At 73.1% G+C, this 20,670-nt stretch carries 14 protein-coding genes; 9 read left to right on the forward strand and 5 right to left on the reverse strand.

All coding sequences use genetic code 11. The features are described from left to right. Positions 1-52 precede the first annotated feature (52 nt). Complete coding sequence (locus OV090_RS04620; protein ID WP_267702250.1) at positions 53-907, reverse strand: alpha/beta hydrolase; 855 nt, start codon at positions 905-907, stop codon at positions 53-55. Between the two features lie 165 nt (positions 908-1,072). Between OV090_RS04620 and OV090_RS04625 the strand changes: the two genes are divergently transcribed. Together OV090_RS04625 and OV090_RS04630 are read left to right on the forward strand one after the other, a co-directional pair. Continuing rightward, positions 1,073-1,750: a TetR family transcriptional regulator gene (locus OV090_RS04625; RefSeq protein WP_267702251.1), complete on the forward strand. Its 678-nt coding sequence runs from the start codon at positions 1,073-1,075 to the stop codon at positions 1,748-1,750. A 179-nt stretch (positions 1,751-1,929) separates the two neighbouring features. After that, positions 1,930-2,865, forward strand: coding sequence for an endonuclease/exonuclease/phosphatase family protein (locus OV090_RS04630; RefSeq protein WP_267702252.1), 936 nt, complete (start codon positions 1,930-1,932; stop codon positions 2,863-2,865). Positions 2,866-2,941: 76 nt separating this feature from the next. Here the strand turns inward: OV090_RS04630 and OV090_RS04635 are convergent, their stop codons facing one another. Next, on the reverse strand, positions 2,942-3,457 hold the full coding sequence (locus OV090_RS04635; protein ID WP_267702253.1) for a hypothetical protein: 516 nt from the start codon (positions 3,455-3,457) through the stop codon (positions 2,942-2,944). A 127-nt stretch (positions 3,458-3,584) separates the two neighbouring features. Beyond that, positions 3,585-9,413, reverse strand: coding sequence for an MG2 domain-containing protein (locus OV090_RS04640; RefSeq protein WP_267702254.1), 5,829 nt, complete (start codon positions 9,411-9,413; stop codon positions 3,585-3,587). Between the two features lie 251 nt (positions 9,414-9,664). Between OV090_RS04640 and OV090_RS04645 the strand changes: the two genes are divergently transcribed. The 7 genes from OV090_RS04645 to OV090_RS04675 all read left to right on the forward strand — a co-directional run bounded on the left by OV090_RS04645 (position 9,665) and on the right by OV090_RS04675 (position 18,265). Then, positions 9,665-10,066: a hypothetical protein gene (locus tag OV090_RS04645; RefSeq protein WP_267702255.1), complete on the forward strand. Its 402-nt coding sequence runs from the start codon at positions 9,665-9,667 to the stop codon at positions 10,064-10,066. Positions 10,067-10,172: 106 nt separating this feature from the next. Beyond that, complete coding sequence (locus OV090_RS04650; protein ID WP_267702256.1) at positions 10,173-11,480, forward strand: porin; 1,308 nt, start codon at positions 10,173-10,175, stop codon at positions 11,478-11,480. 327 nt (positions 11,481-11,807) lie between these two features. After that, the gene (locus OV090_RS04655) at positions 11,808-12,665 is read left to right on the forward strand and encodes a hypothetical protein (RefSeq protein WP_267702257.1); all 858 of its coding nucleotides are present in this window, start codon (positions 11,808-11,810) and stop codon (positions 12,663-12,665) included. A 185-nt stretch (positions 12,666-12,850) separates the two neighbouring features. After that, complete coding sequence (locus tag OV090_RS04660; protein WP_267702258.1) at positions 12,851-14,677, forward strand: feruloyl-CoA synthase; 1,827 nt, start codon at positions 12,851-12,853, stop codon at positions 14,675-14,677. A gap of 131 nt (positions 14,678-14,808) precedes the next feature. Next, positions 14,809-16,161: a sigma 54-interacting transcriptional regulator gene (locus OV090_RS04665; protein WP_267702259.1), complete on the forward strand. Its 1,353-nt coding sequence runs from the start codon at positions 14,809-14,811 to the stop codon at positions 16,159-16,161. Between the two features lie 150 nt (positions 16,162-16,311). Then, positions 16,312-16,854 (forward strand): inorganic diphosphatase, encoded by a 543-nt coding sequence (locus OV090_RS04670; protein ID WP_096332178.1) that lies wholly within the window; start codon positions 16,312-16,314, stop codon positions 16,852-16,854. A gap of 457 nt (positions 16,855-17,311) precedes the next feature. Then, a complete protein-coding gene (locus OV090_RS04675; RefSeq protein WP_267702260.1) occupies positions 17,312-18,265 on the forward strand; it encodes a DMT family transporter in 954 nt (317 codons plus the stop codon). Between the two features lie 189 nt (positions 18,266-18,454). Here OV090_RS04675 and OV090_RS04680 read toward each other — a convergent pair whose 3' ends face one another. Together OV090_RS04680 and OV090_RS04685 are read right to left on the reverse strand one after the other, a co-directional pair. After that, positions 18,455-18,952, reverse strand: coding sequence for a hypothetical protein (locus tag OV090_RS04680; RefSeq protein WP_267702261.1), 498 nt, complete (start codon positions 18,950-18,952; stop codon positions 18,455-18,457). A gap of 396 nt (positions 18,953-19,348) precedes the next feature. After that, positions 19,349-20,644 (reverse strand): hypothetical protein, encoded by a 1,296-nt coding sequence (locus OV090_RS04685; RefSeq protein ID WP_267702262.1) that lies wholly within the window; start codon positions 20,642-20,644, stop codon positions 19,349-19,351. Positions 20,645-20,670 lie beyond the last annotated feature (26 nt).

A 20,670-nucleotide genomic window follows, 5' to 3' on the forward strand; every position in this document is an offset into this window, starting at 1 on the left:
GACTCGCCGCCACACAGCGCGGAGCGCGCGCAGAACACTGTCACGCTGGCGATCACGCCGACGTCACGAACGGACCGACGATCGCAGCCACCGCCGCGGCCTCGTCGAGGTGGACGTGGTGGCCTCCGGGCACCTCGGCGAGCACGGCGCCGGCGAGCAGGGCCAGCCGCTCCTGCAGCAGCGCCTCGTCGAACGCCATGCCCGGGATGCCGCGCACGACCAGGGTCGGGCACGCCACTGCAGTGAAGAAAGACCGCACCTGCGCCTCCGTCAGGCGCTGACGCGAAGGCAGGCGCAGGCGGGGATCGGCCCGCCAGCGGACTCGGCCCTCGTGCACCTCCAGCCCGCGGTGCAGCAAGATCCGCGCCGAGTCGACGCGCATGCCGGTCGCGCTCGCCAGCCGCTGCGCGACGTGTTCGGCGTCGGGATAGCCGACGTGCTCTTCGCGCGCGCGGGCGGCCTGCTCCGCGTGCAGGGCCTCGCGCAGCTGCTTCGGCGCGGCCTCGTCGGGGTTGGTGAGCGGCCCGAGGCCCTCGAGCAGGACCAGCTTCGCGACCTGTTCGGGACATGTCCCAGCGAGCAGGGCCGCGACGCCGGCCCCGAGCGAGTGGCCGACCACGACGCAGCGCGACCAGCCGAGCGCCGAGATCGCCAGCGACGCGTCGGCGACGTAGTCGAGGAACACGTAGACACCGTCGGCGCGCCGCTCGGACAGGCCGTGCCCGGCGAGATCGAGGGCCACCAGATTGACGCCGGAAAGGCGTTCCGCGAGCCGCTCGAAGCTCGCCGCGTTGTCGAGCCAGCCGTGCATCGCCAGCACCGGAACACCGTCCTCGGGGCCGAAGCACAGCGCGGAGAGCCGCGCGCCGCCGATGTCGATGATCCGCTCGCCGCGTGGTGAAAGCATGCGCGGGACGATGTCCGAATTGACAGCTGAACGCAACTAAGCGCGCAGACAGCGAACGTCGGAGCGCGAGTGACCTGTCCCTCGGGACATCTGAACTGCGGCTGCGAACGGATCTACGCAGGTTGACTCCGGCGGCGGCGTCCTTCAACGTGTTGCTCACTGGAGATGGTAGAAGTCCCGCCGAAGCGACGCGCGCGGGCCGACGCGGACAAGCAATCGCGGCGGCGCGTGTTGCTGTGCGCCGCCGCCGAGGCGTTCGACGAGATGCCGTACAACGCGGTGACGGTGGCCGACATCGCCCGCCGCGCCAACCTGGCCAAAGGGACAGTCTACCTCTACTTCGCCACCAAGGAGGAGCTGTTCCTGCAGCTCGCCCTCGAGCAGCTCGGCGAGTGGCTCGGCGAGGTGGAGGCCGCGCTGACCGCCGGCGCCGCGCCGGTCGACGCCGAGGCGCTGGCCGAGCTGCTGGCTCGCTCGCTGGCCGGGCGAGTCCGGCTGGCCCGGCTGCTCGCGCTGCAGCACGCGGTGCTCGAGCACAACGTGGCGCCGGCGGTGGTGCTGGCGTGGCGCCGCGCCATGCTGCAGCAGATGCTGCAGACCGCCGCGCTGCTCGAGCGCCGCTGCCCGGCCCTGCGCGCGGGCGAGGGCCTGCGGTTCTTCCTCCACCTGCACGCCGCCGCCGTCGGCCTGCACCAGATGACCCACCCCGCGCCCGAGCTGGCGGCGACCCTGACGTGCCCGACGATCGGCCCGCTGCGCCTCGACTTCGCCACGGCCCTGCAAGCGCACGCCGCCGCCCTGCTGCGCGGGCTCCAGCCCGACGAGGCCGCGCGCAGCGAGTGACGAGGGCGAGATGAACCTGTCCCTCGGGACATCTCGGCGAGCGTACGCGGACCGCTCCGCAGATCCGGACCGCGGACGGGCGCGCATCGACGACATGCAGTAGAGTCCGCGGGCTTGCCCGACCCTCCGCGTCCGACTCCCGCCCCGCTCGCGCGAGCGCGCGCCTGCTCGCGGGCCTCGTGCTCGTCCTGGTCGTCGGGACATGTCTCTTCAGCCTGGCGGGCCACCTCGGCGGGCTCGACTGGCGGCTCGACCTCGCCAGCCACTTCCGCCCGTGGTACGTCGCCGCCGCCGCGCTCGCGCTGGTCGTCGCGGCCGCGCTCCGCCGCCGTCGCCTCGTCATCGCCGCCGCGATCCTCTTGCTGGCGGAGCTGTGGCAGGTGGCGCCGTTCTGGCTGGCGCGCCCGCCCGCCGCCGGGGTCCCGGCGCTGCGCCTGGTCCACTTCAACGGCCTGTCGAGCAACCGGCGCAAGCCCGAGGCGGTCGCCTGGCTGGCGGACACCGCCGCCGACGTCGTGGTCGTCCAGGAGGTCGACGCCGGCTGGGCGGCCGCGCTGGCGGCTCTGCCCGACCACGTCGCGCTCGAGTCGGTCCCGCGGGCCGACAACTTCGGCATGACGCTGCTCGTGCGACATGTCTTTCGGGACATGGTCGTTCGCACATGGCGCGAAGAGCTGGTCCCGGGGATCCCCGCGCTGGCCGCCGAGCTCGCGCTGGAGGGGCGCCGGATCGCCGTGCTCGCCGTCCACACCTTGCCGCCGGTCAGCCGCGACTACGCCGAGCGGCGTGACGCCCAGCTCGCGCGCGCGGCCGCCTGGGCCGGCGAGCAGCGGGACGCGGGACGCGTGCCGGTGATCGTCGGCGACCTCAACGCCTCGCCGTTCAGCGCCCCGCTGCGCCGGCTCCTGGCCGACGGCGGCCTGGTCGACTCTCAGCGCGGCTTCGGCCTGCAGGCGAGCTGGCCCGTGGGCCCGCTGCTGCCGCGGATCGCCATCGACCACTGCCTCCACGACCCCGCGCTGGTGACCGCCGCGCGGGCGCTCGGCCCGGCGCTCGGCTCGGACCACCTGGCGGTGCAGGTCGACCTCGCCTGGCCCGCAGGACAGGCGCATTGAAGCGCCATCGTGCCTGCCCTTCGGGACATATCATCTGCCCCTCGGGACAGATCACCTGCCTCTCGGGACAGCCCCGTCAGCCGCCGCCCATGACCGTCGGGCACTCGGCGCGGGCGATGCTGCAGTCGGGGCCGACCTCGATCTCCTGAGTCGGTGGCGTCTCGGCGTACTCGGCCATCTTCGAGCACGAGAACGAGCGCATGCGGGCCGCGAAGCCGGCGCTGAACTCCTGGTAGCAGGCCTCGATCTCGGCGATCGTCGCCTGGCAGGTCGACCAATCGATGCCGAGGTCGCAGTCGCCCTCGGGCTCGGTCTCGGGCTTGTTGGCGAGGCAGCTCTGTCGCAGCACGTTGCAGGTGTCGACGCTGCCGTCGGCGTTCAGCGCGTCATTGATCGCCTTGAGCGTGCACGTCGCGCCGGCGAACTCCTCCTCCGACAGCACCTTCTCGCCGTAGGCGTCGGCGGCCTCGCAGAACTGCCGCTTCTCGGCGTCGGTGAGCTCGTCGCCCTGCTTGGCGCCGTCGATGCCGGAGTCGAGGGTGGCGTCGTCGTCCTTGCACCCGCCGAGCGAGAGGGCGAGCGCCGGGAGCAAGCCGAGAAAGGTGGAGAAGAGCCTTTTCGCGGTCGTCACAGCCGCCCGTCTACCTCGAGCGCTCCAGGCCGACAAGCGACGTTCGCGGCCGCCCGTGGCGGCCGGCGAACGTTGTGGGATCCAGCCCTCAGCGCACGGTCACGCGGGCGCCCTCGGAGCGGCCCCAGACCTCGGGCATGTACATCGCCTCGGCGTGCGCCGGCGGCAGCGAGAAGTCGCCGCGGCTGGTCGCCCGCAGGAAGACGGTGTGGTGATGGGTCCCCGGGGGCAGATCGTCGGCGAACACCACCACGCGATCGCGGCGCAGCTCCTCGTGCGAGGTCCACCACCCGCGCGAGCCGGACAGCCGCGCGGCTGCCTGGCCCTTGCCGAGGTCGCGCTGGACCGCCTCGAGCCCGGCCGGCAGCGGGACCTCGAGCGCGACGTAGCGGATCCGCGTGCGCGCGCTCAGCGTCAGGTCGATCGCCACCGCGTCGCCGATCGCGATCGGCCGGCCGTTCAGCGCGCCGTCGCCGAGGCGCAGCTCGCGGCGGATCTCGAGCCCGTGCTCGCGCGCCGGCGGGTTCGGCTCGGCCGGCGCCCACTCGGCGCCGAGCCGGTAGTACATGCGGCCCTGCCCCTGGCGCTGCAGGACCACGGTGAGCGGCGCGCTCGCGGCCACGGGCTCGCCCGCGCGGGCCGGCTTCAGGATGTCGGGCATCTTCGCGGTCGCCTCCTGGCCCTTGAGGTCGCGGCCGAGGAAGCTGGCCTCGAAGACAGGTTTCCTTCCGACCCACGCGCGGCCGACGAAGTCGGGCGGATCGGCCTCGCGGACGCGGGCGTAGTCGGTGATGGCGACCAGCGCGTAGGCGTTCTCCTGGGTGTTGCGCCACGTCCCGCCGATCCGCCGCTCGAGCAGGCCGCGGGCCAGCTTCTCGATCACCGCGTGCTCGGGCCGGGCCCGCAGCAGCGCCGACAGGATGATCGCGTCGCTGCGGCCGTCGGAGTGGAAGTACCGCCCGCCCGACCCGTCGTCGCGCTCGAGCACGTGGGCCGTCGCCGGCAGCTCCTCGAGGTCCGCCAGCAGCTCCTGCGTCAGCGTCGCAACCTCGGGCCGCTGCGGGTCGGCGCGGTGCATCGCCATCAGCAGGAACGCGCGCCCGTAGGCCGGCAGGTCGCCGCGGCGGGCGAACAGCGCGTCGACGTGCTCGCGCTTGAAGCGGTCGGCTTCGGCCAGCACGTGCAGCGCCAGGGCGTGGCGCTCGAGCTCGCCCGACCACCGTTGCGGCGCATCCGCGGGCGGCAGACGGTCCTCCAGATCATCGAGGGCCTTCTCCAGCGCCGCGGCCGGCACCGGGTAGCCGGCGCGCGCCGCCAGGCCGAGCACCCACGTCGCGTAGCCGCTGGCGTACGGGTGGACCTCGTCGCCGCCGGGCCAGTAGGCGAACCCGCCCGAGGGGGTCTGCATCGCCAGGATCCGCTCGACTCCGGCCTTGACGAACACCTGCGGGTCCTCGCGCAGCCCGAGCGGATACGTGCCGTGCAGCGCCAGCAGCGAGACCACCGGCAGCAGCCGGCTCGAGGTCTGCTCGACGCAGCCGTACGGATAGGTGAGCAGCGCGTCGGCGGCGTCCTCGAGCCCGCCGAGCAGGCTCGAGCTGGCCGACACCGACACGCCGCCGACGTCCGGCCGCACCGCCCCCGGCATCTTGATCGGGATGGCGATCGCGCGGTCGTCGGCCAGGCTGCCGTACATCGCCACCTTCTCGGTCAGGGTGCGCTCGGGCTCGACCGGCAGCGCCAGCTTGACCGCGTCGCGGCCGGCCTGACCCGCGCCCGCCTTCAGCACCGCCCGCAGCTCGAGCTTGGCCTCGCCGACCGCGTCGGCGCGGATCGTGAACGGCACCCGCACCTGCCCGCCGGCCGGGACCTCGACCTCGGCTGTCTTTCCGGACATGGCCATGAGGTCCTGTCCTTTCGTACCTGTATCATCGTGCAGCACCAGCTCGACCGCGGCCTTGCCGGCCACGTCGGTGAAATTCTGCACGATCGCCGCGACCTCGGCCGCGTCGCCGGGGCGGAGCTGGCGCGGCCCCGCGGCGCGGACGATGAACGGCGTGGTCACCGTGGTGCGCGCGTCGCCGACGCCGAAGCGGCCCGGCGACGTCTTGTCCTCGAGGCGCGCCGAGGCCAGCGCGAAGATCCGGAACGTCGTCAGGTTCTCGGGCAGCAGCGCCTTCGTGCGCGCCACCCCGGCCGCGTCGGCCGCGAGGTCGGCGAGGAACACCGGCGTGGTCTCGAACCGCTCGCGCGCCGGCGGCAGACCCCCGGCCGCGCCCACGAGCACGCCCGCGTGGCCTCCGCCGCGCCCGTAGCCCGCCCCGTAGCCGCGCCCGTAGCCCCACGAGCCGCTCAGCCACGGGTCGTCGTGGATCGGCGTGTACGGCCACAGCACCGCGCGGTAGTCGTCGTACGAGGTCGTGCCGGCGTCGCCGCCGGGCACGAAGCTCGGCAGCAGGTCGGGGACCTCGTAGTCGGTCAACGCCAGCACCGCCTCGTCGACCGCCCACAGCGCGACGCGGCCGGCCACCGGCTCGCCCGCGGCGTCGCGCACGAACGCCGCCAGCTCGATCTTCTCGCCCGGCCCGGCCTTGGTCGGCGCCTCGACGCGCACCTCGAGCCGCCGGTGCTCGCTGCCCTGGGCCACGGCCGCCTTCGCGCTCAGCACCTCGGGCCGCTGCGGCCGCCGCCGCGGATCCATCGGCGCGACCACGAACGCGCGCACGTGCACCTGCGGCGTCCAGCTGTCGTCGGCGGTGAAGCGGAAGCTCGCGGTGCCCCCGTCGGCGCCGGTGAAGGAGAACGGCTGGAACTCGCGCAACCCCTTGCGATCGAGCACCAGCACGCCGCGCCCGCCCTGCCACGGGGCGTGCACTGCGACGTCGACCGACTCGCCCGGGGTCACCTTCTGCACGCTGGTCGCGAGCGACAGCGTCTTCTCCTGCGCCGTCGGCTTCCACGCGCGCCGGCTGCCCGCGACCCGGAAGTTGCCCGCGCTCGCGACCAGCCGCTTGTCGGCGGTCGTCGTCTCGACGCGCAGCTCGTAGCTGCCCTCCTTGAGCGGAGGCAGCGCGCACTGGGCGTCGGCGCCCTCGGCCGCGAGCGTCAGCTCGCACGTCTTGACCTTCTCGGTCTTGTCGACGTAGCCGTCGAACACCATGCGCCCGCCCTCGGCGCGCTCCTTCGCTTCCGACCATGTCCTTTCGACCATGACCTTCACGCCAGACACCGCCACGCGCTCGCCGGCGAGGTCGACCGCGCGGATCGGCACCTCGACGCGGTCGCCGAGGTTGCGGTAGCGGGCGGGCAGCGCCATCGCCAGGTAGAAGTCGGCCGGGTGGACCTGGACCTGCGTCTCGGCGCCGACCGCCTGGTTGCTGGCGTCGCGGACCTCGGCGCTGATCGTGCAGCGGTGCGGATAGTCGGCCGCGGCGAGCGTCAGCGGGACCGCGACGTCCATGAAGCCGGGCTTGGCCGCCGGATCGGGCCGGCTGCCCTCCCGCGAGCCGTGCTGCGCGCGGATGCGGTAGGGCACCGGCCGCCCGACCGCCCAGCTCGCGTCGAGGCCCGGCGGGCGCCAGCGGTGCGGCATGCAGCTCGCGTAGCGCGTCAGATTGACGATCGGCACCGCCCCGCCGAAGTAGTAGCTGGCGTTGACGCGCAGCCCGGCCGCGTCGCCGGCGATCACGTCGGGCCGGGCCACGCTGGCCGCGACCTGGAACTCGGGCACGCGATAATCCTCGACCTTGACCGTCTCGCGCGCCTCGGCGCCGCCGACCTTCGCGGTGACCGAGTAGCGGCCCAGCGCGGCCCCGGCCGGCAGCTCGAGCTCGGCCCAGAACTTGCCCTCCGAGGTCGTCTTGACCCTGCGCGTCGCCACCTCGGCGCCGCGCGGATCGGTGAGGGTGAACACAGCCTCTGTCTTTTGGGCCAGGTGCTTCAGGCCGCTCTGGCGGTGCGGCGTCTCGATCGCCGACCAGCCGACCACCTTGACCTTCTCGCCCGGGCGGTAGGCGCCGCGGTCGGCGACGATGCGGGCGATCACCCGCTCGTGCGGGCGGAGGTCGGCGGTCAGGCTCTCGGCCGCCGGCACCTCGCCGGCCGCGATCGCGGTGCGGTCGCCCGAGGCCGGGTCGACGATCACGAGCCGCTGCGCCTGCGAGCCCTCGCCGTCCTTGACGATCCCCTTGGACATGTACTCCGAGACAGGTGGCAGCGCGAGCAGGCCGTCGGCGCCGGTCGTGCCGAGCGGGCGGGTCGTCAGCTCGTCGCCGGCCTGCACCACGCGCGCGACCGTGGCCCCGACCACCGGCGTGCTGTCCGACAGGCGCAGCACCTGCACCACCGCCTGCGTCGGCGAGTCGATCACCACCGGTCCGAGGTCGGTCAGGCGATAGAGCCCGCGCACGGCGTCCGGCCGCTCGCGGTCGGCGTTGGCCGTCAGATCGCCCGGCGACACCTCGACCAGCACCGCCCCGCGCTTGCCCGCGACCAGGTCGGCGACGTCGAGCGCGATCGAGGCCCAGCCGCCGGCGCCCTTCGGCTCGAGCGCGACCGTCCGCTCGCTCGCGCCGGCAGGCATCGCCACGCCCTGCCACGCCTGGCGCGCCAGCTCGAGCTCGTCGAGGACCGCCGCGCGCACCCGCACCGACTTGAGGAACCGCGCCTCGATCCCGACCGTCTGCTTGCGCCCCGGCAGCAGCGTGCCCTTGTCGCTCGACAGATCGAGCTCGGGCCTGCGCTCGACCACCACGGTGTGCTTGAAGCCGCCCGCCAGGGTCTGGCCGTAGATGTCCTTCAGGCCAGGCGCGATCGAGACAGTGTACGTGGTGCCGGGCACGAACTGGCCCCAGATCTCGAGGTTGGTCCCGCCCGACTCGTCGTAGGCGTCGGTGACCTCGATCTGCAGCGACTTCGGCCGCGGGCTTACCGAGACGTGCCGGGCCTGCCCCTCGCGCACCGGGTTGCGCAGGCCGATCTGCATCGACTCGAGCCCGCAGCGGGTCTCCTCGCCGCACGGCAGCGAGACCACCGCCTGCGGGCCGTATGTCTCGAAGGCCATCTCCCACGGGGTCTCGAGCGGCAGCGGGCCGCGGCGGCCGATCAGCCCCGGTGTGACCGCCAGCACCACCTCGCTGTCGCCCGGCCACAGCCCCTGCGGGCGGACCGTGAAGTAGCGCCCGCGATCTTCGCGGGGCTCGTAGCCGTAGTACCCGGCCCGGTCGCGCTCCGCGGCGGTGGCCTCGCGGATCTGCAGCTGCACCGGCGCCGGCTTCGCATCCTCGCGAGCGAGCGGCCGTGCGGTCGCCATGAGGTGGGCGCGGACCTCGGCGAGCGTCGTCGGGTGATCGAAGCTGACGACGAACGGGGTGTCGCGGCGCGAGGCCGGCGGCGACGAGTCGTTGCGGTGGAGCGGGTCGGCCCCGAGCACTTCCGGCCGCGGCGTCTCGAACGTCCACTCGACGCCCTTGTCCAGCCGCTGACCGTCGAGTCCGACCAGCCCGGGCGCGAAGCGGACCGTGTACGTGCTGGCGTCCTGCAGCGGCTCCGCGGGGTGGAAGACCAGCAGGTCGGGGGTCTGGAACGACGCGTCGCCCTTGAGCGGCGGATCGAAGGAGAGGAAGCGCGAGACGTCGGGGATCTGCTCGACGCCGAGCGCGACCACCGGTTGGTTGAAGCGGACCTTGATCGCGGCGCCACCCGCGGTCCTTCCTTGCGGCGCGTAGTCGAGGACGGCGAGAGCTGCGCCCGTGGAAACCCTCGGCGGCGCACCCGGACGATCGACGAGGGCCGCGGGATCGAAGGCCGCGAGCATGTCTGCCTCGGGGAGCGCGGGCTCGGGGTCGGCCGGACCGGAGTTCTTGCACGCGAGCAGCGAGGCGACGAGAGCAGCGGACGACGAGATGCGCGGGGTCATACGAGGCCGCCCTGTGACGGCTCGAAGCGGCAAAAGTTCCCGCCCGCGCGGAACCGTAGAAAGACTCTTCGGACATGTCGAAAGGGACATGTGATTCCGCCGCCCGCGGGCCGGCGAACCTGCCGCCGGGCGGCCGCACCGCTGCACTTGCGGCTGGGTCAACATCGCACACGCTGCGAGTCGACCCGCGAGGGACGAGACCCATCGGCCTGTCCGGCCGCGCCCCCTCGCTATACGCAGGAGTAGAAGCGATGTCGAGCAATCGAGGTAAGGGCCGCGGCGACGCCCGCGGATTCGCAGGTATGGACCCGGACAGGCAGCGCGTGATCGCCAGCCGCGGCGGCGAGACCGTCAGCCAGGACCGGCAGCACATGGCGAACATCGGCCGGCGAGGCGGAGCTGCGGTCAGTCAGAACCGCGAGTACATGGCGATGATCGGCCGCCGCGGCGGCGAGGCCGTCAGTCAGAACCGCGAGCACATGGCGATGATCGGCCGCCGCGGCGGCGAGACCGTCAGCCAGGACCGCGAGCACATGGCCGAGATCGGCCGCGAAGGCGGGCACCACTCGCACGGCAGCCCGACCCACAGCGTGCGCGAGCACGAGGACGAGCCCCACGAGCCGGAGGCGCAGGACAGCGGATCTGGCCTTTAGGCCAGGCGTCGCGCGAGGGGTCGCAAACGCGACCGAGCCCGCGAACGCGCGCGTTAAGTGAATGCTTGACACGCGCCCTTCGCTTCGGGTGTATTCGCGTCGACGCATGCGTCCTCTCGCTTCGCTCCGGTACGCCGCCGCGCTGGTCGTGTTCGTCGCGGGAGGCCGGGCGTGGGCCAACCCGCCGGCGCCGGTGCTGCCCAAGCCGAGCGGCCCCCCCCCACCGCCGCCCGCCTGGATGCCCGCGGGCGAGGCCCAGCGGCAGGCCGAGACGCCGGTCGGCAACGCCACGTGGCGGCCCGGCAAGGGCATCGAGCTGGCCACGCCGGACCGCCGCTTCACCATCAACTTCAACCTGTGGGCGCAGCTGCTGGCCACGGTCCGGCGCGAGGCGATCCCCGCCGCCGGGATGGAGCCGTGGTCGAGCAGCCTCGAGTTCAGGCGCGCGCGCCTGATCCTCTCGGGCAACATCTTCTCGCCGCACGTCGGCTACTACGTGCATTTGATGTTCGCGCCGAAGGACCTCGGGTTCAAGGACGGCACGCCGCGTCGCCCGCCGATCTTCCAGTGGTACACGACCTGGACCCGCTTCCGCCACGCCAACGTCCAGGCCGGCTTCTTCTTCGTGCCGTACGCGCGCCAGCGCATGGCCCCGCTGGCCAAGCTGCAGATGGTCGACAACTCGTCGGCCAGCTACGAGTTCACCCTCGACCAGGACATCGGCGTGCAGGTGAGCTCGCCCGACGTCGCCGGCCTCGGCAAGCTGCGCTACTTCGCCGGCGTGTTCATGGGCGAGGGCTACGACTACTACAAGGCCAGCGACTTCGGCCTGACGTACATGGCCCGCGTCGACTACCTGCCCTTCGGCATGTTCGACGACTACAGCGAGGCCGACTTCGAACGCAAGGCCACCCCGCGCCTCGCCCTCGGCGCCGCGTACGCCTTCAGCGACCGCGACCACCGCACTCGCGCCATCAGCGGCACGACCTTCGCCGACGGCGGCACGATGCGCAGCAACAACTTGACGGTCGACCTCATGTTCAAGGTCGCCGGCATGTCGCTGCTGCTCGACTTCTACTGGCGTCAGGGCTGGCGCCTGCCGGGTGACGCGAAGGACACGCTCGGCGAGCCGATCCCCGTCGAAGCCGCGCGCAACGGCGTCGGCTGGACGGCGCAGATGGGCCTCTTCATCCCGCGCACCCGCCTCGAGGTCACCGCCCGCTCGTCCGGCGTGCGCCCTTCCCGGCGCGTCGAGACCAGCATCGGTCGCCTCGACGAGTACGGCGTCGGCCTCAACTATTACTTTTATCGCCACTCGCTCAAGCTGCAGCTCGACTACTTCCGCCAGTACGGCCCGGGCGTGCCCGCCGGCGTCGCCGACCAGATGCGGCTGCAGCTGCAAGCCGGCTTCTAGCGAGCGGCCGTCGCCGCCCGATCTTCATTACGCGCGCAGCGTCGCCGACCCGCTGCCGCGGACTGCTGGCCAGCGGCCATCGCCAGCGTCCGGTCTTCTTGCGCGCAGAGCACCGCATCACCGCAGGCTTCTCATGGCGAGCGACCGTCGCCGCCGTCCGCTCGTCCTGCTCGAAGGCTTGGCGTCGCCGACCTGCTGCCGCCACGAGCCAGCGGCGCCGCGGCCCGCTCGCCATGCAAGCCTTCCGCGGACAGTCGGCACCGTCTTTTGCCACTCGCCTCCGGGCGGCCGCGGGCCGGCTGCCGGACATGGTATCGTGCCGCGGCCATGAGGTCCGTCCCGCTCGCGCTGCTCGTCTCGTCCCTCGTCGGCTGCGGCGGTGAAGCGCCGCCTCCTCCGCCCGCTCCCGCGCCGGCGCCCGCACCCGCGCCTGCCCCCGAGCCCGAGACCCCGCCGCCGCCGATCGGCCGCGCGCTGCTCGTCGCCAGCGAGTTCGGCCTCTCGCCGCTCGCCTGCTTCCTCGACGCCAGCAAGCAATTCGCCGGCGGCGCCGACTGCCTCGACCTCGCGCCCGTCGGCACCGACGTGTGGCTGATGAGCGGCGCGGCCGCGAAGGTCGTGAGCCGCGCAGTCGCTGCCTGTCCCGGGGTCACTTCGCCGGAGCCCACGCTCGTGATCGACGCCCCAGCCGAGGCCCTGCGCGGCGACGCGGTGGTGCCGGCGAGCCTCAAGGACGGCCTCGTCTACGTCACGCCGACCCCGCCGGCCGAGGTCGACCGCGACGCCCCCAAGGAGCTGCGGACCCGGATCGCCGAGGCAGTGGCCGCCGCGGCGCCTGGCCTCAAGGCCATCAAGCCGCGCATCGACCAGCGCGCCAGCCTCGACCTCGACGGCGACGGCAGCCCCGACGAGATCGTCGCGGTCGTCGTCCCCGACCCCAAGGACGAGGAGGCGAACCTCCGCTTCAGCGGCCTGTTCCTCGTCCCGCCCGCCGGCGCGCCCGTGCTGCTGCGCTCGCGCACCGACACCCGCGAGCGCTACGCCCTGCTCGGCGCCCTCGACCTCGACGGCGACGGCCCGCGCGAGCTCTACCTCAATACCTACGGCGACGACAGCTTCTCGCTGTCGCTCGAGTCCCGCGGCCGGGACGGCCTCCAGACCCTCGGCCGCTGGGCCTGCGGCTGAGGCTGTCCCATCGTGCATGCTCCGAAGGCCATGTTCAAACAGGAATGTCCCTCCGAGCATGTCCCTTCGACCATCAGCATGTCGGCGCCGAGCCGCCCGACCGAGCCCTCGCGCGCTCGCCGGCCGCCGGACCCCGCGCCGCACCATGACCGCCAGCCCGTCGTCCCTCACCGCGCCGAGGAGCCATGACTGACCCCAAGCACCTCTCGCTCGAGCTCGCGCCCGCCGAGGTCGTCGTCACCTACCGCGAGAGCGGCGTGATCGAGCTGCGCTCGCCGCAGCCGCTGCTGCCCTACCCGACCACGCTGGCGGCCGCGCTGCGCCGCTGGGCCGAGGCCGCACCCGAGCGCGTCCTGCTGGGCGAGCGGCGCGGCGGGCAGCTGTTCGAGCTGACCTACGGCGAGGCGTGGGCCAAGATCCGCCGCCTCGGCGCCGCTCTGCTGGCGCGCGGGCTCTCGGCCGCGCGCCCGCTGATGCTGCTGTCCGACAACGGCGTCGACAACGCCCTGCTGCAGCTCGCGGCCATGTACGTCGGCGTGCCCGCGGTCCCGGTCTCCCCGGCCTACAGCCTGGTCTCGCAGGACCTCGAGAACCTGCGCCACATCGCCGTCCAGGTCGAGCCCGGCCTGGTGTTCGCCGCCGACGGGGCCCGCTTCGCCCGCGCCCTCGCGGCGGTCGGTTGCCCGGCGGTGGTCGGCGAGGCCCCCGGCCCAGCGCAGACTGTCCTCTCGGACATGCTCTCCGAGACATGCTCCTTGGAGCACGCCCACGCCGCCCACGCCGCCACCGGCCCCGACACCGTGGCGAAGATCCTGTTCACCTCCGGCTCGACCAGCCGGCCCAAGGGCGTGATCAACACCCAGCGGATGCTGTGCTCCAACCAGCAGGCGATCGCCCAGTGCTGGCCGTTCCTGCGCGCGCGCCCGCCGGTGCTGGTCGACTGGCTGCCGTGGCACCACACCTTCGGCGGCAACCACAACTTCAACATGGCCGTCTACCACGGCGGCTCGCTCTACGTCGACGAGGGCAAGCCGGCGCCCGGGCTCATCGAGCGCACCGTCGCCAACCTGCGCGCCGTCCCGCCGACCCTCTACTTCAACGTCCCGCGCGGCTTCGAGGTGCTGCTGCCCTACCTCGAGCGCGACGCGGACCTGCGCGCGCGGTTCTTCTCGCGCCTCGACGTCATCTTCTACGCCGGCGCCGCCCTGCCGCCCAACCTGTGGGCCCGCCTGGCCGCGGTCGCCGAGCTGGCCGGCGCGGCCGGGCGCGTGCTCATGACGTCGGCGTGGGGCTCGACCGAGACGTCGCCGCTCGTCACCAGCGTCCACTTCCCCATCGACCACGCAGGCATCATCGGCCTGCCCGCGCCCGGCTGCGAGCTCAAGCTGGTCCCGCGCGAGGGCAAGCTCGAGCTGCGGGTGCGCGGGCCCAACGTCACCCCGGGCTACCACCGCGAGCCCGAGCTCACCGCCGCGGCCTTCGACGACGAGGGCTACTACTGCATCGGCGACGCCGGCCGCCTCGCCGACCCGACCGACCCGCGCAAGGGCGTGGTGTTCGATGGCCGCGTCGCCGAGGACTTCAAGCTCACCAGCGGCACGTGGGTCAGCGCCGGCGCGCTGCGGGTCGCCTTCATCGCCGCCGCCGCGCCGGTCGTGCAGGACGTCGTGATCGCCGGCGAAGGTCGCTCCGCCGCCGCCGCGCTGGTGTTCCTGAGCCCGGACGGCTGCCGCGCGATCGCCCCGGATGTCCCTGCGGACAGGTACGCCGAGGACCCGCAGATCCGCGCCCACCTGGCCGCCGCGCTGGCGACCCACAACGCCGCCAACCCCGGCAGCAGCAGCCGCAAGCTCGCCGCCGCGGTCGTCCTCGCCGAGCCGCCCGCGATCGACGCCGGCGAGATCACCGACAAGGGTTATATCAATCAGCGCGCGGTCCTCCGCCGCCGCGCCGCCGAGGTCGCTCGCCTCTACGCCAGCACGCCCGACCCGGCCCGGATCGAGCCGGCCTGAGCGTCCGCGGCTGCGCCGTCGCTCGCGCCTCCGCCGCGCGCTCACCTGTCCCGAAGGACCTGTCCCGAGGCCGCTCTAGCCGGTCTGCGCGGCCGCGTGCTACCCTGCGGGCCGGAGTCATCGTTTTCGCAGTGAGCAACTCCCGCGAGAAACCGCTCGAGCCGACCGCCGCCGTCCAGCACTTCTCCCGCAGCTATCAGCGGCTCGGGCGGGTCAACCTGCGCGTCCTCGACGGCCCCGACCGCGGCAAGGAGTTCCACGTCGATCTGTCCGACCGGCGGCTCATCACCGCCGGGCGCGACGCGGTCAACGACATCGTCCTGACCGACACGCACATCAGCGGCAACCACTTCCAGATCGCCGTCACCCCGCGCGGCCTGCTGCTCCGCGACCTCGACAGCACCAACGGCGTCCACGTCGGCGAGGTGCGCGTGCGCGAGGTCTGGCTGACCGCGCAGACCGTGTTCCGCGCCGGGCAGTCGACCTTTCGCCTGCTCGGCACCGACGACGTCCAGGTCGCGCTGCCGGCGATCGATCGCTTCGACGAGCTGTACGGGCGCAGCGCCGCCATGCGCGAGCTGTTCTCCACGCTCGAGCGCCTGGCCACCCGCGGCGATCGCCTGCGCGTGCTGATCGGCGGCGAGACCGGCACCGGCAAGGAGCTGGTCGCGCGAGCGCTGCACCACCGCTCGTCGCGACAGGCCGGGCCGTTCATCGTCCAGGACTGCACCGCGATCCCGCGCGAGCTGGCCGAGGGCCTGCTGTTCGGCCACTGCAAGGGCGCCTTCACCGGGGCCGTCGGCGACCGCCCCGGCAGCTTCGAGGAGGCCGACGGCGGCACCATCTTCCTCGACGAGATCGGCGAGCTCCCGCTCGACCTGCAGGCCAAGCTGCTGCGCGTCATCCAGGAGGGCGAGGTCGTGCGGGTCGGCGAACGCAGCCCGCGCAAGGTCGACGTGCGGGTCCTGTGCGCCACCCACCGCGACCTGCGGGCGATGGTCGCCGAGGGCCGCTTCCGCCAGGACCTGTTCTTCCGGATCGCCGACGTGCGCGTCGAGGTGCCGAGCCTGCGCGAGCGCGAGGAAGACGCAGTCCTGCTCGCCGAGCTGTTCCTCCGCCGCTGCGCCGGCGCGAGCGAGCCACGGCGGCTGGCGCAGGCGGCCCGCGCCGCGCTGCAGGCCCACGCCTGGCCCGGCAACGTGCGCGAGCTGAAGAGCGTCATCGAGCGGGCCCACGTTATGGCTGACGGCCCCGAGATCACCGCCGACGACCTGTCGCTCGCGCCCGAAGTCAGCGCGCGGCGAGCCGTGGCCCACGACGGCCTGCTCCTGCTCCCGCACGATCGCGCGGTCGACGAGTTCGAGCGGCTCTACTTCACCAGCCTGCTCGCACAGCACCCGACCAAGGCCAAGGCCGCGCGGGCCGCCGAGATGTCGGGCGAGGGCCTGCGACAGGCGCTCAAGCGGCTGCAGCTGCGCGGCTGACGTCGGCGCGCGATCTCGCCGCGTCCGGCGCCGGAGCCGTGTGAGACCGATCCTCCGCGGCGACGGCCTCGACGTCGCCGCGGCCCTGCACGCGGCCCTCCGCGCACGATTGCTTGACAGGGGGCCGGGGTCCGCACCACGCTCCGCGCGATGCATCCTTGGCACGACATCTATGTCGACGAAGGCCAACTCCCTCACGTACCGGCGGTGATCGAGGTCCCGCAGGGCAGCAAGAACAAGTACGAGGTCGACAAGGAGACCGGCTTCCTCCGCCTCGACCGCGTGCTGTTCAGCGCGGTCCACTACCCTGCCAACTACGGCTTCATCCCGCGCACCTACTGCGACGACGGCGACGCCCTCGACATCCTGGTCCTGCAGCAGAGCCCGGTCCACCCGCTCTGCATCGTCACTGCCCGCCCGATCGGCGTCATGCGCATGCGCGACGACAAGGGCATCGACGACAAGATCGTGGCCGTCAGCACCCACGACCCCTGGTTCAACGAATACACCGATCAGTCGCAGCTGCCGCACCACGTCATGCGCGAGGTCCGGCGCTTCTTCGAGGACTACAAGATCCTCGAGAACAAGACCGTCGTCATCGACGACATCCTCGGCACCGCCGAGGCGCTGGTCGTCATCCGCGAGGCCTTCGAGCTGTACAAGCGCCTGCGCCGCGGCGAGCTCCACAAGTAGTCTTCTCCAAAAGACATGTCCTTCGGGACATGTTTCTTGCGAAGCAAAGAGGCGCTCCGGATCGCGGGATCCGGGGCGCTTTTGCGCATGCATCCGCGGACGCGGGCATCTCGCCTCGTTGGCCTCGCACCCTCGCCCTTTCTCGAGCCCGCGCCGGCATCGGCGAATGGTGGCACCGCCCCGGGGCTCGTCGGACGACTGTGGTGATTGGCCGAGCCGACGCGTCCCTGGCCGCTCTGTCTCCCTGGAGGCAAAGCGACATGGCGTCGACCCGCTCCCGCGGCGGCCGCGACTGCGCGCAGCTCGTCGTCGTTCTCGCGCCGCGCGCCGCGCTCGCCTCTGCATGCGGCCGCGACCCGTGGGCCTTCGCGCTCGTGAGCCTCGCATCGGGCGACGAGTCGCGTAGGCCTCGCGCCGACATCGACCGCGACCACCGCGTCCGCTACCGTCTCGCGACTTGCAAGCATCTCCGGGCCAGGACACCGCCAGGGCCGTCGCCGCGCTGATCGGCGTGCAGCTCCTGTTCGGCACCCACTACAGCGCGGCGCGCGAGATCACCGCGTACCTCGACCCGATCGCGTGGACCACGATCCGCCAGTTCGGCGGCGCAGTGCTGCTCGTCGGCGTCGCGCTGGTCCTGCGCAAGACCTGGCCGCGGCGCGGCTGGGGCCTCCTCGCCGTGCTCGGCCTGCTCGGCGTGGTCCTCAACCAGCTGCTGTTCAACGCCGGCATCCAGCGCTCGACGGCCGTCCACGGCGCCCTGGTCATGGCCACGGTGCCGGCGCAGACGCTCGCGCTCGGGGTCCTGCTCGGCCAGGAGCGGCTCACCCGGCGCAAGCTCGTCAGCGTCGCGCTCGGGGTCGTCGGCATCGCCGCCCTGTTCGGCGTCGACCAGCTGGCCGTCGGGACAGGTGCCTGGCTGCGCACCCGCGACGGCGAGGTCGCGGCGCGCTTCAGCGACACCGTCCTGTGCGGCGACCTGCTGATCTGCGGCAACGCCGGCGCCTACTCGCTGTTCATCGCCCTGTCGAAGCGCGTCTCGGAGACCACCGACCCGCTGATCCTGTCGGCGGCGATCTACGCCTGCTCGCTGCCGATGATCGCGGTCGTCGGCCTGCCCGCGGTCGCGGCCATCGACCTCGCCGCGGTGCCGAGCCACGTCTGGCTGCTCGGCGCGCTCGTCATCGTCGGTCCGACCGCCCTCGCCTACATCCTCAACCTCTACGCCCTGCGGCGCCTGCCGACCTCGCTGGTCGGGCTGTTCATCAACGTCCAGTTCATCGTCGCCGCCACGACCGCCGCGCTGTGGCACGGCGAGCGCCTCGACGACCGCACCGTCATCGCCGCGGCGGCGGTGCTGCTCGGCCTGTCGCTGCGCTTCGTGCCCGAGCGGGGCGCCCCGGCGACCTGAACTCCGGGACATGCCCCGAGGCGCATGTCGCCCGAGCCATGTCCCGACGGGCATGTTCTTCAGGGCATGTCCCCGAACTCTGCGTCACGCTCGAGTCCGCGCGTCAGGGCCCTGAATTGGACGGGGGCGGCCCGAGCACCATTGCCCGGGCCGCCCTTGGTGCGCCTCGTCCAAAAACTGTCGGCTCGCTCAGGGCGTGGCGTCAGTCACCAGCTCGGCGAGCACCCGCGACGGACGCGGGCGGGCCGGGACGCGGTCGCGCCCGCTCAGACGGGCGGCATTGCGACGAGCTGTCCACGGGGTCAGATCGGGGGTGCTGGCGCCGGCTTCACGCGGCGGCGTGGCGGGGCGAGCCACCGCAGGGCTGTGCTCGAGCCCCGGAGACTCCTGGCCCGGGCGGCCGCGCCAGGGCTTGCGCTTGCCCTTGCGGCCGGTCGCGCTAGCGGGCTCGGCCTTGGCGGCGGCCTCGTTGCGGCGGGCCAGGTACTTGGCGACGGCGACCGAGCGATGACACTCACCGAGGGGGGCGGCGTGCCGTTGCCGGGGGAAATTTCGGACCCCGGGTCTGCCGGAGGGAGGGGCGGCTCCGAGCGTGTTGCTCGGGCCGGCGAGCGAGCGGAGCGGCTGAGGGGCCCGCGCAGTGTTGCCCAGAATCTTGGGGGGGCAGCGGCGGCTTCTCGTTCGCATCGGCTGTTTCATGGAGCAGCTTCCATGGTGACGCCGCGGTCGATTCCGCGAGCGGCTGTACGGCCGGACTATATGCACACTGGTTCGCTTTCGGTACTCGGAAAGCGCAGGCCGTCGCCGACCCCGCCGACACCGACCGCCGGGCCTGCCGAGAGCCCTTGCCTCCGGTGGACTCCCATGGCTCCCGAGGCGCGCTACCGTGCCCTGAAGGCACGAATTCGCCACAATTGGATCTGTGGATAAATCTGCCAGCAGAGATCGGTTTCGTCCCTCGGACAACTGTCACATTGTAGTTTTTGTAAGGGGCAACACAATCAAGTCAGCAGCAGACGGCGCGCCTGCGCTCGTCTGTGCGAGGCGTGCAGCGGCTCACGGTGGATCACTCCCTCCTCCGGATCACCGACGTGGTGTCGCGGGCTGCGGGGCCTCCGCCAATGCGAGCGAGAACTCGAGCTCGGCCCGCGACACCGCGGCCGCGACGACGCGGGCCCGGTAGTCGACGCCGAGGATCTCGAACTCGATCGCGTCGGCGATCGACTCGCTGACCGCGAAGGTCTGACGGCCGAGTCCGGAGAACCACACCGCGGCGCGCACCCGCAGCGAACCCGTCACCTCCTCGAGCGTGCCGTCGGCGACGTCCACCGCCAGGTCACCGCCGCGGGCCGCGACCTTCGGCGTGCCGCCGAAGGTGAGGCGGGCGCAGGTGCCCTCGGTGCTCCACGCGTGGACCTTGAGCGGCCGCTCGCCGGCCCGCCAGTCGACGCCGGCGAGCAGCTCGCCGCGTGGGTCGGGGGCGCCGTCGCGGTTGTAGCGGGCGGGGATCTGGCCGCTCGCCATGGCCCGGTTGGCCAGCGCCGCCGCCACGCCGCCGGACATCCGCAGGCCGACCAGACGCGCGTCGCTGCCCGCGGGGCGAGCTGTCCCCGGGGACAGGGCCTCCGCCGGCAGCGCGGCGTGGGCCCACAGCTCGAGGTCGGCGGCCCCGCTCTTCAGCTCGATCTTCGTCAGCGGCACCTCGCCGAGGTCGATCTCGACGTCGACCAGGTCGTCTGTCCCTTGGAGCAGGCCGTCGCGGATCTGCGGCCAGCGCCCGCCGACCAGCTCGCGCAGGAAGGTCTCGGCCAGCGCCTCGACCTGCTCGCGGCCGACCAGCGCGCGCGCGGCCCCGGGCACCAGCGAGAGCAGGAACTCGGCGAACCGCTTGCGCTCGGCCGGCGGCATGCTCGGCCTCACCTCGCGCAGGTCGGCCGCGCCGAGGCGCAGGCGCACGCTGCCGGCCTGCGGGTCGAGGCGCGGCGCGACCACTGCGTCGAGCTCGAGCGCGGTGACCGGCTTGCCCTGACTGGTGAGGGCCACGGTCACGCGCGCGCCCACGCTGCCGGCCGGGGCCGGGCGGAACGCGACGCTGCGGATCGCCACCGCCAGCGCGCCGAGATCGACCGGACCGAGGTCGGGCAGCGGCAGCCGCACTTGCGGCAGGCCGGTCAACGAGCGCTGCACGCTCTGGCTCAGCGTCGCGTACGGCACCGCCAGCGCCAGGTGAGGCCCGGGCGCGACTGCCCGGCGGGTGAACGCCTCGCGGTCGGACCGCACCTTGCTGCACACCGAGCTCGCGCAGCCGACGGGCGCGAGCAGCAGCGGGATCAGCGGGGCGAGGACGAGGAGGACGCCGGGGGCGGGACGAGCGCGCATGCGGCCCCAGTCTAGCGGGCCCGGCG

Source organism: Nannocystis sp. RBIL2 (genome assembly GCF_026626745.1).
Lineage (GTDB): Bacteria > Myxococcota_A > Polyangia > Nannocystales > Nannocystaceae > Nannocystis.

Bases quoted from the DNA above. Each gene is read 5' to 3' on its own strand.
- OV090_RS04685 (WP_267702262.1), bottom strand. From the start codon at position 20,644: ATGCGCGCTCGTCCCGCCCCCGGCGTCCTCCTCGTCCTCGCCCCGCTG.
- OV090_RS04640 (WP_267702254.1), bottom strand. From the start codon at position 9,413: ATGACCCCGCGCATCTCGTCGTCCGCTGCTCTCGTCGCCTCGCTGCTC.
- OV090_RS04620 (WP_267702250.1), bottom strand. From the start codon at position 907: ATGCTTTCACCACGCGGCGAGCGGATCATCGACATCGGCGGCGCGCGG.
- OV090_RS04655 (WP_267702257.1), top strand. From the start codon at position 11,808: ATGAGGTCCGTCCCGCTCGCGCTGCTCGTCTCGTCCCTCGTCGGCTGC.
- OV090_RS04625 (WP_267702251.1), top strand. From the start codon at position 1,073: ATGGTAGAAGTCCCGCCGAAGCGACGCGCGCGGGCCGACGCGGACAAG.
- OV090_RS04680 (WP_267702261.1), bottom strand. From the start codon at position 18,952: ATGCGAACGAGAAGCCGCCGCTGCCCCCCCAAGATTCTGGGCAACACT.
- OV090_RS04650 (WP_267702256.1), top strand. From the start codon at position 10,173: ATGCGTCCTCTCGCTTCGCTCCGGTACGCCGCCGCGCTGGTCGTGTTC.
- OV090_RS04645 (WP_267702255.1), top strand. From the start codon at position 9,665: ATGTCGAGCAATCGAGGTAAGGGCCGCGGCGACGCCCGCGGATTCGCA.
- OV090_RS04660 (WP_267702258.1), top strand. From the start codon at position 12,851: ATGACTGACCCCAAGCACCTCTCGCTCGAGCTCGCGCCCGCCGAGGTC.
- OV090_RS04670 (WP_096332178.1), top strand. From the start codon at position 16,312: ATGCATCCTTGGCACGACATCTATGTCGACGAAGGCCAACTCCCTCAC.